The 16,149-nt window shown below is 43.6% G+C and carries 11 protein-coding genes; 5 read left to right on the top strand and 6 right to left on the bottom strand.

Translation table 11 applies throughout. From position 1 onward, the window contains the following. Positions 1 to 64: 64 nt before the first annotated feature. Positions 65 to 1,057, top strand: a complete 993-nt coding sequence (locus tag ACJJI3_RS07645) for a sensor histidine kinase (RefSeq protein WP_444942041.1) — start codon at positions 65 to 67, stop codon at positions 1,055 to 1,057. Positions 1,058 to 1,070: 13 nt separating this feature from the next. After that, positions 1,071 to 1,691, top strand: a complete 621-nt coding sequence (locus ACJJI3_RS07640; RefSeq protein WP_444942040.1) for a response regulator — start codon at positions 1,071 to 1,073, stop codon at positions 1,689 to 1,691. Between the two features lie 195 nt (positions 1,692 to 1,886). On the opposite strand, the gene ACJJI3_RS07635 is transcribed toward ACJJI3_RS07640, so the two are convergent. From ACJJI3_RS07635 to ACJJI3_RS07620, 4 genes are all read right to left on the bottom strand, one after another. After that, positions 1,887 to 3,500: an NHL repeat-containing protein gene (locus ACJJI3_RS07635; RefSeq protein WP_444942039.1), complete on the bottom strand. Its 1,614-nt coding sequence runs from the start codon at positions 3,498 to 3,500 to the stop codon at positions 1,887 to 1,889. An 86-nt stretch (positions 3,501 to 3,586) separates the two neighbouring features. Then, positions 3,587 to 3,790: a hypothetical protein gene (locus tag ACJJI3_RS07630; protein WP_444942038.1), complete on the bottom strand. Its 204-nt coding sequence runs from the start codon at positions 3,788 to 3,790 to the stop codon at positions 3,587 to 3,589. Positions 3,791 to 5,195: 1,405 nt separating this feature from the next. Continuing rightward, positions 5,196 to 6,761: a lytic polysaccharide monooxygenase gene (locus ACJJI3_RS07625; RefSeq protein WP_444942037.1), complete on the bottom strand. Its 1,566-nt coding sequence runs from the start codon at positions 6,759 to 6,761 to the stop codon at positions 5,196 to 5,198. Between the two features lie 1,487 nt (positions 6,762 to 8,248). Further along, positions 8,249 to 8,830, bottom strand: coding sequence for a TetR/AcrR family transcriptional regulator (locus ACJJI3_RS07620; protein ID WP_444942036.1), 582 nt, complete (start codon positions 8,828 to 8,830; stop codon positions 8,249 to 8,251). A 120-nt stretch (positions 8,831 to 8,950) separates the two neighbouring features. Here ACJJI3_RS07620 and ACJJI3_RS07615 point away from each other — a divergent pair, with 120 nt between their 5' ends. The 3 genes from ACJJI3_RS07615 (at position 8,951) to ACJJI3_RS07605 (ending at position 12,799) form a co-directional block, all read left to right on the top strand. After that, positions 8,951 to 9,700: an SDR family NAD(P)-dependent oxidoreductase gene (locus ACJJI3_RS07615; protein WP_444942035.1), complete on the top strand. Its 750-nt coding sequence runs from the start codon at positions 8,951 to 8,953 to the stop codon at positions 9,698 to 9,700. 93 nt (positions 9,701 to 9,793) lie between these two features. After that, a complete protein-coding gene (locus tag ACJJI3_RS07610) occupies positions 9,794 to 10,738 on the top strand; it encodes an alpha/beta hydrolase family protein (RefSeq protein WP_444942034.1) in 945 nt (314 codons plus the stop codon). Between the two features lie 1,719 nt (positions 10,739 to 12,457). Continuing rightward, positions 12,458 to 12,799: a hypothetical protein gene (locus ACJJI3_RS07605; protein WP_444896850.1), complete on the top strand. Its 342-nt coding sequence runs from the start codon at positions 12,458 to 12,460 to the stop codon at positions 12,797 to 12,799. Positions 12,800 to 13,444: 645 nt separating this feature from the next. Here ACJJI3_RS07605 and ACJJI3_RS07600 read toward each other — a convergent pair. Then, a complete protein-coding gene (locus ACJJI3_RS07600) occupies positions 13,445 to 13,951 on the bottom strand; it encodes a TlpA family protein disulfide reductase (RefSeq protein WP_444942033.1) in 507 nt (168 codons plus the stop codon). After that, positions 13,951 to 16,059 (bottom strand): TonB-dependent receptor plug domain-containing protein, encoded by a 2,109-nt coding sequence (locus ACJJI3_RS07595; protein ID WP_444942032.1) that lies wholly within the window; start codon positions 16,057 to 16,059, stop codon positions 13,951 to 13,953. Before ACJJI3_RS07595 ends, ACJJI3_RS07600 begins: the two co-directional genes overlap by 1 nt. Between the last annotated feature and the right edge of the window lie 90 nt (positions 16,060 to 16,149).

Genomic DNA, 16,149 nt, shown 5'->3' with positions numbered 1-16,149 from the left:
TAGTTTCCCCGAGAATCTGAGAGGTGCTCTGAACTTAGTTCCTTATTTTCAGATCCTTATATAATTGCCCTTTATTTTTCATACTTTTAGTGAAGTTGCTTTTGGGGTGGTAGTGATTTGCCACTTGCTTCTCTTTCCCTTGTTCTTCCGCGTATTTTGGTGTAAAGGAACCAAAGTTACTGGTATTATCCTGGTGTTAAACCTCTTAGGTGTTATCACTTCTTTCTATTCACTTGCCGGTATCGGTTTCTTTGCCTTTGCAGCTGCAGCTTGCTCAGCGTACAGGAAACTCTACGCATCCCTTGTTTTGCTGTTTGTTGTTACTTTTTCTTATTTGAGTACTGCCTACTTAACTGGACAATCACTATATGCTGTTTTGACGGGACTATTTTTTACAGCTATCAACGGCCTGAACTTTCTATTTCAAATGAGAAAGTACTTATCTAACCTGGTTATTAAACAAAGCCAAAAGGAAATTTCCTCTATGGCAAAGACTTCTGAGCGTGAGCGTATTGCGCAAGATTTGCACGATTCCCTCGGTCAGAGTCTCACGAGTATCACTTTAAAGGCGGAGCTTGCCGAAAGGCTTCTCGAAGTTGATACAGCAACGGCACTGCAGCATATTCTTGATATTAAAAAAATATCCAGAACAGCGATTACCGAGGTTCGAGAAACTGTATCGAATTATAAAATCAGTACACTGGCCAATGAGCTGGCGAGTTCAAAGTTTGCGCTGGAATCAGTGAATATTACCTGTATACATCATATCGAGGCCACAGAAATACCCCCTCAGGTTGACAATACATTGGCAATGACTATTCGCGAAGCCACCACGAATATTCTACGACACAGCCAAGCGAGCATGTGTGAAGTTTCGCTGTGGCTTGATAAGCAACTTCTTTCTCTACATGTTTGTGATAATGGAAAGGCTGTGGGAAAGGTATCTATGGGACATGGCCTCAGTGGTATGAGCGATCGCTGGAACCAGCTTGGAGGCAGTTTGAAAATACAATTCCAAGGAGGTTGTCATATTTACGCCACAATTCCTCTTAAATAAGTAGTTGTATAAAATGATGATTAAAGTGCTTTTAGTTGAAGATCAAGCGATGGTGCTCGGTGCATTGAGAGCATTACTTGACTTGGAGAAAGATATTCGGGTCGTCGCAACTGCGAGCAATGGGCGAGAGGCCCTTGAGATTTGCGATAATTGCAGGCCGGATTTGGTAGTTAGTGATATAGAAATGCCTGGGATGAAAGGTCTTGAACTCGCAGAGCAATTACAGCGCCTTATAAATCCTCCCAAGGTTGTGATGCTGACAACTTTCTCAAGGAGTGGCTATATTCGTCGCGCACTCAATGCAGGGGTTAACGGCTACCTTCTTAAAGATGCTCCGCCGAGCCAGCTCGCAAGCTGTATCCGCCAAGTTTCAGCAGGTAAAACTGTCGTTGCTCCTGAATTAGTGCAGCAAGCACTCAATTGTGGGGACAATCCGCTCTCCACTAAAGAGCAGAAGATTCTTCAGCTCGCATATACTGGGAAAACTACTGAGGATATTGCACGAGAAGTTTCACTCTCCCCAGGTACCATTCGAAATTATATCCATAGCAGCTGCCAAAAATTGAATGTCAGTAATAGAGTTGAAGCGGCACGCTTGGCTCAAAACTATGGTTGGATAGAGCCTGCTGAATAAATAAAAGTCGATTGTTTCGCTAGTATAAAATGGGGGTTGGTAAGGGCTTGGGTTGGTTGTTTGTGTTTTGTTTTTTTCTAGATCGTATATATGTTTAAGATACTCATATAAGCAGAGTTAGCATTTAAGCTATAAATTAATAAATGGCTGCACATGTTCCTTGCGGATTATACAGCCATTTGTCAAGCGATCTTTTTATCTAGATTTAAAAATCAGGATTCGATGATTCCCAGAATCAGTAACAAATAAGTGGTCTTTATATCCAAAAATTCCCGTTGGTTCCTTTAAAGTCGAAGCAGTAGGTGATTCAGGTTCATCAGGATAGCTAATACCGTTTTGGTTGGCATCATTTGGCTTGAAGCTTACAAAGTCAGCTTGTCCAAGCACTGTGTCTGCTGGGGCGAAATTGCTGGTTGGCCAATTATTCCAGACTAAAACTCTATTGTTCTTCGCGTCGGCAACAAAGAGTTGAATGCCATTTGACCAGATGCCAGTTTCTGGGCGATTTAGGGTCTTACTATTTACAGGCCATTCAATACCGTCCACATCGGGTAGTTCAATATTTCTTTCGCTGAATGAGGGTTGTCCGAGAACAACATCAGCAGGGGCAAAACTGCTGGTAGGAAAATTATTCCAAAGAAGAATTCGGTTATTTCCACTGTCAATAATGGCCAGCTTTTCTCCGTCACTCCAAACATCTGTTGGAGTGTATAGGGTGCTTGCTGATAGTTGATATGATATGCCACTTTGGTCTACATCGTTTGGATCACAGTTTTCTAACCCTGACTGACCAACAAGGAGATCCGGAGAGGCATAACTATTTTCAGGAATTTGGCTCCATATTAACACCCTGGAATTGGCTGCATCAGTAACCATTATTTTGCTATCAGCAACGGTGGCTCCCCAGTTTATCCAAAGTGCCAGGCTTTTACAGGGGGAGATGTCATAATCTCCAATATTTAAAGTCAGTGTAGGCGCTGCTCCTGCTCCGGATACCACACCATCGTAAATAGAAATATGCCTTTCCCGGTATTGAGAAATTAGCAGGTGTTCTCCGTCAAAACTAATGTCTGAGGGACCGAATAATTCCTGTTCCGGATTTGATAAAGCCAAAGTGTCCAGTCCGTCCTTGCCTATTACTGCATTTGCAGGTGAGCCATTTGTAATAGGAATTGAATTAAAAACTAAGACGCGATTGGACGAAGTATCTGATATAAATAGTTTCTCCTCATCATCGATGCTGACATCACCGGATGGCTGAAAGGCAAAATTTTTAGCATTTATTCCCAAATCTGTGCTGGAGAAGTTATCTTGCCCTATAACGACCTGTGCGGGATCAAAATTCTCAAAGTAAAAGGGAACAGTAAAGCTATTCTCATAAGTGACCATTGGGATCCCTACAAGATCGTCTATATCAATCTGAATGCTACGATCTTGAGCTGATTTCCAGCCATCTACAGGACTAATCGTTAAGGTATCATTGAGTATATTTGTTTTTGACCAGTTGATTGTATAGTCATCTTCTACGAGAGTACCAGATAGGGCAAGGCTCTCGATATCCATGGTCTCAGAGAAGAGGACATTGATCGTGTCATCTTTCTCCAGGCGAGTGATATCTGGCTCGAAGCTAGTAATGGAAGGGGAGAGCGTATCAATATAGTAGGTGGCAGTTAGCGCTTCGATATCATAGCCGGAATCATCTGTGGCGTTAACTGTTAGGGAGTAGTTCGAAGAATTGGTCCAGTCTCCCCTGGGATGCAATATAAGCGTATCTTCATCGAGTTGAGAAAGTTCACCGGCCTCTCCCATGCTCCCAGATATGACAATGTTGTCGATCAGAATAGCTTCGCTAAAATCTAAATAGATTTCCTTATCTTTGCCAATAGTACTGCCGCTTAAAGGTGTAAAGCTAACTGTAAAGCGCGAGCTGCCAGCATCGGGGTCGTCCGTTGGAGGTGTAGTGGTATCTCCATCTCCATCTCCATCTCCATCTCCATCTCCATCTCCATCTCCAGATCCACTCCCTGTCCCATTTCCAGAGCCACTCCCACCTCCACTAACCGGTCCGCTTCCAGAATTACTGTTCGCTGACTTGTCACTTCCAGAACTACCTCCGCATCCAGAGAGCAGAGCAGTAACTGCAAGGCATATAATTAATTTTTGAGAATTCACTTTCATACATACTTCCCCATTAACAACAAAGGTTAACCTTCTAGCATTTAAAGTAATGTTTTCGCTAGAAAAGTGATTCTAAATTTTCTATGTGAATATTGCCTGAATAAGAAGGTTAAGACTTTTCTAAAAAATACACAGAGATACTTAAAATATTCTACCGAGAGTTCTGATTTGTGTATAAGAAATAATAGGAATGGGTAGTCATTACCATTTTCCATCTCACCTAGAAATAAGTAGAATAGTGGTTTGGCAGAAAGTAAGGTTTATTTGGCTCTAACAGGGGTTGCTGTATAATATACATGTAACTCTGTCTTCGATGAGGAGTGCTTTCGACCTTTATTTAGTTGAGCTGTAGAGGGTTTGATAGGCAGCTAGAAGTGCAAGAGATAACAGGTATTACTATTTGAAATTGGCAATTTTTGATCCTAGCCATCAACAGCGGATACCATGGATTAGCTCTGCTTTAAGTGAGTGGAAAAAGGTACCTGCAAAGGCGTTATTGTAATAATTACCCTTGGCGCTCATACTGTACTGCAGATCATACGCTGTAATTAAAGATTGATAATTCCTAGAGCAATACTGACTTCTCCTGTCAGTATGCAGGAGAATATTCGTAGGCTTCTTACATCTTCATATAGTCATTTGAAAAGCGTCATAAGTTAGCCACCCGTTTTCGACGTCACCCAATCAATAACTAGCCAACTATATAGGTCGATCACTACCGCTAGATATAACCAATCCTTTCCTGATTCGGTGCATCAGAAAACCAGCATGCCAACAGATTGAAGAGTGGTGCTAGAGGCGCTGGTGGTGAAGCAGGTGCTCTCCCAGTCTGTTAGTTTTCTAAGGTGTAATGAAAGTATCAAGAATTCAGATTTGGATTAAAAATTGTGGTTTAGGTGAAAGCTGGAAGTAATGATGGTGGTGACGGAGTGGAGCTAGCAGGGCGCTGGAGAAAGGTTGTGCCGACAGTCCTTATGCTGTGTACCCAGCGCTTATCGCGCTCGCTTCAAGCATGTCACACAGCCTCTTCAACGCTTACGTTATCTTTATAGTGGCTTTCAAAATTTCGATTGAGATTGATCAGTATTTTGATGGAATTTCCAGCTGCTGGAGAATAGGGGAGTATTCTCAGTAAAGGCGCCGCGCTTTCTGGGATCTAAATGTCGACTACTCCAGTCCACAATCTCCAAATATTGATCCAGTTGAAAGGTAACTCTTTTGGGGTGAGCTTTTATAATGAAAGGCCTCAGGATTATTGAGGCCTTTCAGATAAGCGCTAGCAGATAATTTTCTACTAGCTACTTGTTTTGGTTGGTGACCTTTAACTTAACGCCAAACACCCCATTGGCCGGTTGTACCCGGCTCCTCTCCCCTTGTCCACCATCCGGCAGTCCATGTTTCACCATTGTGGCTAACGATATCACCTGCGGTGTAGATTTCGCTGCTATCCCAAGCTTGAATACTGGGATCTGTGGGATCTGTGGGATCTGTGGGATCTGTGGGATCTGTGGGATCTGTGGGATCTGTGGGATCTGTGGGATCTGTGGGATCTGTGGGATCTGTGGGATCTGTGGTAGTTGATGGTTCAACAGTAAATGAGTAGATATCGTCATCAACAGCAGAGTCACCGCTTACGGTTAACTTGAAACTTAATTCATGCTGTTCATTTGTTAAGCTTGACGTGTCGATAACCAGTGCACCACTGGGCCCGGTTGCGGTTTCAACAGGGCTTCCACTTACCTGTGACCATTCCGTATTATTGATATTTCCGGCGCTTTCTCCCGATGATAGTACCACTAAATCCCCATGTTCTACTCTAGCTATATCAAGCGGTTTTAAAACCTTGGGTGTGATAGCAGCTATTAATTCACTTCCGTTGCTTGTAATAGTGAATTGACCGGAGGCACGTGAGTCTTTGGAGTTGAAGTAGTTTCCATGTAAATCACCCTGGAAGTACATGTAATGATTCATTTCTTCATGCCAGCGACCAATAAAAACATTTCCATTGTGGTTTGATTGGTACCAGCCAGTGACTTGTGAAGCTAAAAGCCTATCCCAGTCATTCTTATTGTCCTCGGTAATTGCCAGCGAAAATGATGAGTGTTCCTCACCATTTTTATTGAACACCTTGTAATTGACGGTATCACCTACATTAACCGAATCTATACTGATACCTTCAGGAATAAAGGTGTTACCTTGAATCAGGTGGGGCTGTGTGGTGCCGGGATCAGGTTCGCTAGGCGGTTCAACATCAGTATTTACAATAGTGATATCACTACAGTTGTAGAAGCCTTCACCAACTGGGTCTACTCGCTGCCAACGTACAAATAAAATTGCATTACCTACCCTGTCTTCTGGAATGGTGACATTCATGCGATATTGACCATTGACGACAGGTACGTCCCCTTCCTCCTGGATAAGCTCGAGGTCATCCCATGCCAGTGGTTGTGACAGGTCTGCATCCGCTTTCGTAAGGTAAAACTCCCAAAAAGATGGATTGTGTGGCGCTGTTGCCTGGAATACGTATTCGAATGTTCCCGCATTGACTTCTACACGGGTCCAGGCATCAGTTGCTGCTCCCATCCCTTTTTTCTGCGAATCATTTGCATAGCAAAGAGTTCCATCAGGAATGGCACTTTTTACAGCGGCAGAATTATTGTAGTCAGGGATGTTAATAGAGAATTCGTTGTGTTGTTGGAAAGGATAAGATCCGGAAATGGATTTTGCCAGGGCACAGCCTGGATTGGATGGTGTTCCAGACCAGATATTGCCTTGATCATAGCAAATTTTTTGCCTGGCTTTTGGAAATTCAGACCAGCCGTGAGCGTGTACTTGTAAGCTGAAAGGTATCAGCAACATTGTCGCAAGCGCGCTTTTTTTTCTTAAAAGCATAAGGTTACTCCTGGTTTACATTATTCTCGTCGATTTATTTAGAACGACTGGAATATTAAGTTCAATTTCCTGGTGAATACTGTGAAATAAGTTGGTGTTTGAGAATGCCGGTCATTCTTTCCTTGTCACCAGGATCAAAAAATTCAGTTAGTAAATAAATAATTACCCGTTAAAAATTGCTAATAAGACAGACCTTTCACGTGGACATGGGTTCCATGCCATACATGAATTAACATGTTTTAATAAAATTTACGTTTCCATTAATCAATAGTTGCTTGAGTAGTGGGTCAAAAAATGAAGTCATTTTTGGTGTTTTGTGACAATGTGATGGCTGTCAAAGAAAATAAAGTATGAAGGGCGGTATAAAAGCCTGAAGTTTATGTGCTAAATACAATACAGAGGGCACCACGGGTTAATGAAAACGTAAAATACACACTAGCTTCATTAGCTTTCCTAAATTGTATTGGAGTAGGAAGGTTTTCTGGGGTGGTTATGGAAAACCCCGCCGGTGCTGGGAGGTTTGTCTCATAGCAGCATCAACTATTGCAAAGTAAATTTAACGCACTTTCGATAGTCTAGTCTCTATCTATTCTTTTAGTGAATGCCAGTTTATTTGGGTATAGTTGATAGGGGGTTAGGCCGAAATAGAGGGGAGTGACAATGACAAACTAATAATTGAGAAGCTTTGGTCTTCAAATAGGTGGCGGGCAAAAATTTAAATGTAAATATTTTTTTAATCTATTTGCTTGTTGTATCAGATAAATCGGTCAATAAGTTTATGCTATAGGCACCAATAGATTCAGGTGCTGGAGATGATTTATATAACCTTGTACTTATTTTATAGATATTGGATCTCAGGTGGAGCTTATCAGCTTTAAGCGATTATCAATTAGCTTGTATATCTTTAAGTTGTTATTGAATGCCCAGAGAAACCATGAGCCACAGGCAATCCAATATTCAGCATTATGTTCTTTTAGAATAAAAATATCTTGGACATCTGATGTCCTCCAGAACAGCTTTCCTTTTAGGAGATAGTAGTTTTTGAGTTCTACAATTTCTATATTTTTGCTTCTTGCCCAAGATCTTATCTCTCTCCTAAAATATCTGGGTTTTGGCGGAAGTACCACATACGGAAGTCCTCCAAGTATTAAGAATAAAAGTAAAGGTAGACTCCCTCCCAATTCAGGACTGTACGTATGGTCTAGACTATCCAGGCCAACTGCTACTATTAGAATTAGAATTAGAATTAGAATCAATCTGATTTAACAATCCTAGCAGTTTCAAGCCCTATGGAGAGAGCGGCAGAATATGAAATGTCCACTGGAGGCACATTTTGTATTTATCTTTAATTACCAGATCTAAAAAGCACCCAGATAAAAACTATTCATCTGCATCATCGAATAAATGCTCTCACCATTTTGGTTTGGATGCTTCAGTCATTTTCTGACTGCCATTAATCCTTAAAGCCGTTTTGATAAAAGAGTTTTTCACTCTTTAAATCGCAGTCCATCGGCTAAAAGTGCAACCATACGTCCTACTTGCCCAGATGAGTCTTCAGATGAGGACATCCCCAATCTCGCAATTCCTCCAAGTAGTTCATCTGCAGTTATATCTGAACGAACATCTCCTGATTCTATTGCTGTACCTAACACCATAGCGAGGGCAGGCCTTAAGTGCTGGTCAAAATAGCTTGGAAGGGTTTCAAAGGCTGGATCGCCTGAGTGCAATACTTCGGATAGTCCTCGCTTAGTGGCAAAAAAGGTCGCAAGTATTTGCATACAGCTGGCCAGGGCTTCAAAGGGGGGGAGGTGTTTAGCTTGTTCTATCACTTCCTCAGAGCAGCTATCGATCTCCCTGCGGAAAACTGCCGCGATCAGGTCTGCCCGCTTCGGGTAGTGCCGATAAAGGGTGCCTACACCGACACCGGCCTTACCCGCAATCTCCCGCACTGGGGCATCTACGCCGGAGGTGGCGAATACTTCCTTGGCTGCCTGGAGTAGGGCGTCATGGTTGCGCTTGCCGTCTGCTCGCTTGCGTTGGCTCGAATTAGTGTCATCAGATTTTGGCATATCTACCCCTTGCTAAGTGGAACATTGTTCCGTATATTTAATCGGAACGTTGTTCCGATTTTGCCATAGCCATGTGCTGGAGCCAATGGCCCATGTGCTGTATCTATGTGGAGACTGACGATGCACGGTAGACCAATTGCATTGATAACTGGTGCTAATAGGGGAATAGGATTACAAGTTGCGAGGGACCTGAGTGCTAGAGGCGTTTCTGTCTTAGTTGGGGCTCGTGATTTGAAGCTGGGGCAAAAAGCCGCTGATTCCATAGGCGAAAGCGTTTGGCCTATTCAGCTAGATGTTACTGATGAGAGCAGTATCCGAGCTGCAGCCAACACTATTAGAAAAGACTTTGGCCGTCTCGATATATTGATTAATAACGCGGCGATTAGCCATGCAGGGGAGGCTGGAGTAACTCTGGCGGAAATCGGCAAAAAGACTCAGGTTAGCGCTGTAACTTTGGCTGAATTACGTGAGATATTTGAAACTAATGTTTTCGGGGTTGTAGCGGTTACACAGGCAATGCTACCTCTTCTAAAACTCTCTCCTTCTGCCAAAGTGGTTAATGTTTCTAGCGGTGCTGGCTCGTTGATGAGCCATTCAAATCCCAACAATCCGGCACGAAAAATGTTTGGTGCCTACTCCATGTCAAAAACTGCGCTAAATGCTGTAACTATGGCTTTCTCAATTGATCTTGAAAAATCAAACATAAAGGTAAATGCCGTATGCCCTGGGTTTACTTGCACTGGCTTAAATAATTACGAGGGTGAGCAAACTGTAGCAGAGGGTGCGAGGGAAATTGTGCGTGTCGCCCTTCTGGGCCGAGAAGGGGATTCTGGTACTTTTACTAGCTTTAATGGTTCTATGCCATGGTAATTCGGTACTGATTGCAAATACCAGTGGCCACTTTACTGAGTTCTATTAACCCCATCGATCAAGTGGGAAATTAAAGTTGAAGGAGAACAATTTATGACAATATCAGATCACACATCAGTAAAAAAACAAGGCCCTTTTGTTATACATCATGCTGTATTACTGCCTGACTCGGTCAGGGGGCAAGAGCTAAAGGTTCGTGTAATCGCACCGGTGAATGGTGAAAACTTACCAATCGTTATCTTCGCCCATGGATACAAATCACCACCTTATGGATACGCTCCAATAACTGAATTTCTCGCCTCTTTGGGTTTTGTAGTTCTGCAACCAGTTTTCCTAGATTCTGAGGTGCCAGATGATGACCCTAGAGTGCCTGAAATCTGGCAGTATCGAGTATCTGACATGAAGAGAGTTCTGGATGAGCTGGACAGTATCGAGAAAGCTGTTTCCATGTTGCGCGGCCGTCTAGATAAAGAAAAGGTAGTTGCTATTGGGCATTCCTATGGAGCACAAACTGTAGGTATGTTACTAGGGGCTCGGGTATTAAATGAAGACAATATCCCTGGCCCCGATTTATCAGATAAGCGGGTGAGAGCGGGTGTTTTACTTTGTGCAACTGGAACGGGCGGAGAGAACCTATCCCCTTTTGCGGCCAAGTTCTTCCCATTTATGAATCCAAGTTTTACGGAAATGACTGCTCCATGCTTAGTTGTTGCAGCGGATCAGGATAATTCCCCACTGAGTACCCGTGGGCCAGACTGGTTTACTGATGCTTTTACTTTGGGAACTGGTGCAGAGTACTTGCTGACCCTTGTGGGGGCAAAGCATTTACTGGGTGGAATTAATGGGTATGGCGTTATAAGTGAAGAAGAAAACAACCCTGCCCATGTATCAGTTGTGCAGGCCGTAATTTCTGCGTACTTAAGTAAGCAGTTCTATGAGAAAAACTCCGATTGGGACGTGTTACTAAGCACGCTAAAAAACCAAGATCCATCTATTGGTTTTGTTGAAGAAAAGTCAGCCAACACTTTTATGGCTTGATAGTCTGGAAACCTGTTAATTCTTTTCATTTAATTAATCAGTTTTTCTGGGCAGAAAGCGAAGCCTCCACTTCGTCTTTAATCACGTTAACCTTCAGTGAATTATCTGGTAGTGTGATGAGTATACTTATCCAGACTTTAATTGCATTGTAGTGAATACTATATCGAGTCTCTATATCGATAGAATATCTGATTCACACCCAGGAAAAGATATAACGATTGTAAGGCGTATTATTTAGAAAGCCAGGACTATAAATGGCAGGAATATTGGCTGTGTGTAATTTATACAGTTTTACAGGGTTTGATTCCTTATTCTATTCTGTGTCAATATTTCTGACATGTATCGTTGTGGCTTTGTTGGGTGCCCTACATTGCTAATACAGTTTGGAATTTTAAGAAAAGGGTTGTGTTGTGAACAATGCTATTTATTGTAGCTCTATATTACCCAGGATTTAATCCATGAGAGTTGCGATACTGGTTGTGTTATTGCTAGTTAGTGTTGTTTATCTAAGCAGGCCGGAGAAAGCGAGCGAGTTACTTGCTGAGTACTGTGAAGATTCTCATCCAGATAAATCATTAGCCTATTGCAGACAGCAAATAACAACGCCTCAAATTAGATGTGATGTACTGAAGGGCACTTTGGAAAAAGATGGCGCCTGTGTTAGGTGGGGACCGCCAAAAGGGAGTAGGCGCGGGCTTGATAATGATATCAACTTGTAAACTTTCGCTGACTTAGTGAGCCTAAAATTATCCTTAGATCTTCTTGCCACAGTTCTAAATTAGGGGGGATAGCTAAGTGAGCTGATATTCAAAGTCTTGGCTGGCTATGTCTTTAATCTATAAGTACCTCAGGGTAAGCAGGATTCCTATCTCAACAAAAATCGTAGTACTCAGCTCTCTAATTTATGGGGCAATTCCAGGAGTACTTTCACACTCGAAGTCAAAGTTCTCCTTCAGTGAAGATATGGAACTTTAGATTAAATATACAATAGGTGTTTGATCCAATGGTTAGTTCGTGCAAATTTTGTCGATCGATTAGTATTTCATATAGAATAATATACGTTATTCTATTTGGGTGGCGATTAAATTTTAAATGGTTGCCACCTAGACAAGAATTATTACTTGGTGTATGAGAGAAATGACGTTGTTAGCGTTTAAAACTTGTGCTTTCTGGTATTTGAAAGGGGGGGGCGTAGCATATCTCTATAGCTTCCTTGAAGTTTTATGAATTACTCTCTTTCATTAAATGATGGGAGTCGAAGGGAGTGGGCAATAACACACGGTACTTAGGGGGGATTCAGGAGAGTGATACCGGTATAGAAATGACATTTAGGGAAGTGTTGCGGCTTATAATTAAGTACGAGCGTGCAGTTTTCCGTCGTGATTGATTTGATAAAAAAGTAGGTAATTTAAACATGAAATTACCCCCTCCATGTTGCAAATAAAATTATATGACTAAAAAGGGATTTGGTAGCGGTCTTAACTGTACAGATAGTAAAAGTTGGGCTAGAGGCTGATGTTAGCTTTATTTGTCCTCTTTTTAATTGTTCAGTTTAAGCAGTAAATAAGCCTCAATTCCCCTGTTGTAGTTGTGTACTTTTCAAAGAATATTTGTGAAAATCGATAGTGCTTAATAAGTTGATGGCTGGTGGCCATCTTACATTGGTTGCTATTCAACACGATGTCCGTGTATAACAAATTGCTAAATTTTGGTACAGATATGTTTAAGAAGGATTTTTTCATTGGTTTCTTAGTCTCTATCCTTGGAGTGGGCTATTCAGCTTCAACTCTCGCTGATATGTCAGGTGAAAAAGAGATTATAAGGATGGGCTGCCACCTTAATGATTCAACTTGTTATGTAACAATTGATGAGGTGGTAGGGCCGGAAGAATGTTCAAAGAATTCTGTTCGTTGGAGTAGTGATGCAGTAAATGGGCAAGAGACTTTAGCTCAGTTGATGGCTGCTTTTCATGCAAAAAAGAAGGTTAATTTTTACTTGGCTGATACGTGCCACTCAGGAGGGTACCCAACATTTGGTTACTTTTATGTTTCCGGCAATTAATCCTATTTGACACTTCACCCCCTGGATATTTTCACTTGACCCTTTCAGGGGGCTGATCAATTCACTCTGTCAGTGTAAATAGTTAATTTCAGGTAATACGGGGTTGAGGTAATCACTAGTCTGTACAGGCAGGTTCAATAGTAACCTGTTTCTAACCTTGTGAGTCTTTCTAGAGCATGCTGTTTTTGTGTCGGCATTAAGAGCCATTTTATTCATTTCATATCTTTTTTGTATTTGTTTTAACATCTTAACAAGACGGTTTCTTTGGCTTTGAGTGTTTGCTTCGTCTTCGTGCCGACGCTGGGCTTGACTACTAAAGTAACCATCAAAAACTGCTACTTGATCTGGTATTGGTTTTCTTAAGTAGGAAAAATTATGCGTTATTGTATAGGCTTCGTAGAAGGATCTGTTGGGAAAACTTATTAGTGGGGGCTCGTGTTTTGATGTAGAAGAGGTGCTCCTCTTGTTTTCAGTTAATAAGCATGATCGTACTAATATTTAGTTGTGGTTTCTTTGGGGGGAAGTTCGGAGGTGATAAGTACTAGTTTTTGATGTCAATAATTAGGGGGCGATAGATGTGTCTATCAAGCTTGGCTGGTCGCTCCAATCACGGGGTTTTTCAAGTCTATAATTCATCTTTCTTGCTTAACCAGGTTGAAACGTAAAGCTACTTTCACATTTAAAACCAAAGCTCCTCTCCAAAATCGGTTGTAGTTTCTTATCTGGAATATACCCCCTTAGCCAGCTGAGAGGCTCTCCGCTGGAGGCTATAAGGAAACTAAATGGAGTGCCGGGAGTTTCGCCCAGTACTTGTTGAAACTGTGTGCTTGCTTGAAGCATGGGGAATTCCGGGCGTAGCTTTCGATATTCAGCCAGTAGGGCTTTTCGGGAGCCATTGATACCCAGAGCGATGGGCTGAAACTGTTGGGAGCACTCGCTAGCAAGCCGGTTGAGTGTTCGAACCTGGCGAAAGCACCAGGGGCAGTTCGGTTCAACCAGTACTATCAAGCTGGGTTTCCCTTTGAATTGCTGCAGGTTGATACGCTCGGGGCCGGCGAGGCTGCGCAGTTCAAAATCGTAAAGGGAAATGGCAGCTTCTGTCGCGCCAGCAGGCGCGAACAGAAGTGTGATTAGTGCGAGCCAGGTTCGCATTATAGGTTCCAGTCGAAGCCCAGGTAATATTCACGCCCTCGTAGCGGGCCGTAGATATAGGCTACGTCGTAGGCACCACTGGCATCCCAGAATAGAGGGCTCTCACCTTCCTCAACCTGGGTGTAATCTGTCAGGTTGTTTCCGCCCAGATAAAGGCTCAGGTTTTCAGTGACGTCAAAGGTTAATTTAAGATCTACTGTCCAATAGGCGTCTGCGCTCGTGCTTTTTAAACTGGAGTCGCCCAACTGGTTGAAACCTTCGTAGCCAAATTCATCCAGGTCCCGGGAGCCTACCCAAGTAGCGCTGGCATATAGCATCCAGTAGTCGGCTTTGTAATCCAGATTAAATAGTACACGCTGCTCTACTGGAGCAATGGCAAAAGATTCCCGGAAAACATCGTCGTAATCATAGGTCTCCAGTGTGCCACCGATAGACAAATTTTCAGTGAGCGCGTAGCCGAGAGTGATATCGGCAGCACCTACGGAGGCGCTTTCCTGCATCTGGGTAAGCAGTGGTACTCCATCCTCGGTTTCGCTTAGTGCTGCGAGGTTATCTACCTCGGTAAATGCCAGTGACAGGGTGCTGTTGAGGCGTTCTCCCTCGAAGCTCAATGCATAAGTTGCGGATAGAGATTTTTCAAGGTTTTCGATCTCGATGGCAAAGCCATCACCGGCATCAAGAATGCCGTGATCTGTTTCGAAAAAGGATAAGGGGGCTCGGTATCCTCGTCCCAGCGCTACCCGGGAGGTCCACTGATCGTCGTGCAGATAGCGGAGGTCTATACGCGGGGCGACCACCGTTTCATCTATTTCTGTACCGGGTTTTTGCTCGGCGACAAAGTCGGCTTTGGCGTTGTCTACGCGTATGGCCAGTGCCACTTCGAGGTCCGGTGAAACGGTCCAGGTGTCCTGTATGTAGAGGCCGGTAGTTTGGTAGTCGAAACTATCTTCGATGTAATTATCGCTTTCCTCTCCTGCGACAGAGTCGGAGCACATGGATTCATCGCGAAGATCGACACCAAATGTGAGTATGTGCTGATCGTTAAGGATCAAATTGTTGCGCAGGTCGAAGTAGTTGAGTGTGCCTGTAGCGGTGTAATCGAAGCCTTCGTAGAAGGAGTCCTGCTTGTGCTCAGACCAGGCGACAGTAAACAGCGTGTTATAGGATTCGCTGAATTCGTGGAGCCAACTTGAGGAAATTTCACTGCGAGTGGTGGAGATCCATTCGGTGGTTTCCCAGGGTTTGCCAATGTATTGCTGCCGCACATCGTCGTCGACAAACAAGTGGTCAGATTCCACACCATCGTAGCCTTGTAGGACGGAACCAATGCTGTATCCCTGGGGACCGCCAAAAATACTGGAGTCGGTATAGGCTGTGCGCAGTACCACGTTGTCCCGCTCACCCAGGTCATGGGAGAGACGGACTACGTAACTGGTGTTCTCTTGCAGCGGTGCTTCGCTAACACCGTTGTCATCATTGTCCATCTGGTGGTGCTTATCATCCTGAATGACCAGCGATGTACGGGTGCGTTCATCATCGCTTACATAGCCGCCCATCATGCCTAGAAAATAGCTGTCGTTGTCCTCTATAGAGGCATTGATGTTGAGGCCGGTTTCCTCGACTTCCTTGGAGATGACATTGATGGTTCCGCCGATCGCTTCGGGTGCGAGCAGCGATGCTCCCGCACCGCGGGCCACTTCGATACGAGAGACACCCGTTGTGGCCAGTGCATCCACTGCGTAATAGCCAGCCATCATGGTGTGAAGGGGAACGCCGTCGGTGAGGATGGTGGAGTGCTCACCGCGCATACCGTTCAACATTATTCGTTTGACCCCGCACATGGAGCACTCATTGGAAACCCGAACACCGGGGGACTTTTCAATAGCGTCAGTGAGGTTAACTGCCTGCAGGGATTTGATCAGGCTTTCATCAACAACCTCAGTTTTCTGGATTGCATCCAGCAAGGCTCCGCGCTCATAGAGGCGCTGGCGTACGCCGACTACTACGGTTTCTTCCATTACCGTGGGCTGGTCTGAAGGAGTTTCATTGGCGAGGGAGGCGGGTACTGCGGCTGCGAGTGCGGTAGCTAGCAGGGTTTTGCGAAACATGAGAGGATTTCCAGCAAGTAAACTACCGAATATGATAATGATTCGCATTTGCGTGGCAAGCGAGCAAAGGTGGTAGTTTTAGTGGCTTTA

Source organism: Microbulbifer maximicatervae (SeqCode), from assembly GCF_052466985.1.
This window is presented reverse-complemented; position numbering and strand designations above follow the sequence as displayed.

Bases quoted from the DNA above. Each gene is read 5' to 3' on its own strand.
- ACJJI3_RS07640 (WP_444942040.1), top strand. From the start codon at position 1,071: ATGATGATTAAAGTGCTTTTAGTTGAAGATCAAGCGATGGTGCTCGGT.
- ACJJI3_RS07635 (WP_444942039.1), bottom strand. From the start codon at position 3,500: ATGGGAGAGGCCGGTGAACTTTCTCAACTCGATGAAGATACGCTTATA.
- ACJJI3_RS07625 (WP_444942037.1), bottom strand. From the start codon at position 6,761: ATGCTTTTAAGAAAAAAAAGCGCGCTTGCGACAATGTTGCTGATACCT.
- ACJJI3_RS07620 (WP_444942036.1), bottom strand. From the start codon at position 8,830: ATGCCAAAATCTGATGACACTAATTCGAGCCAACGCAAGCGAGCAGAC.
- ACJJI3_RS07615 (WP_444942035.1), top strand. From the start codon at position 8,951: ATGCACGGTAGACCAATTGCATTGATAACTGGTGCTAATAGGGGAATA.
- ACJJI3_RS07610 (WP_444942034.1), top strand. From the start codon at position 9,794: ATGACAATATCAGATCACACATCAGTAAAAAAACAAGGCCCTTTTGTT.
- ACJJI3_RS07605 (WP_444896850.1), top strand. From the start codon at position 12,458: ATGTTTAAGAAGGATTTTTTCATTGGTTTCTTAGTCTCTATCCTTGGA.
- ACJJI3_RS07600 (WP_444942033.1), bottom strand. From the start codon at position 13,951: ATGCGAACCTGGCTCGCACTAATCACACTTCTGTTCGCGCCTGCTGGC.
- ACJJI3_RS07595 (WP_444942032.1), bottom strand. From the start codon at position 16,059: ATGTTTCGCAAAACCCTGCTAGCTACCGCACTCGCAGCCGCAGTACCC.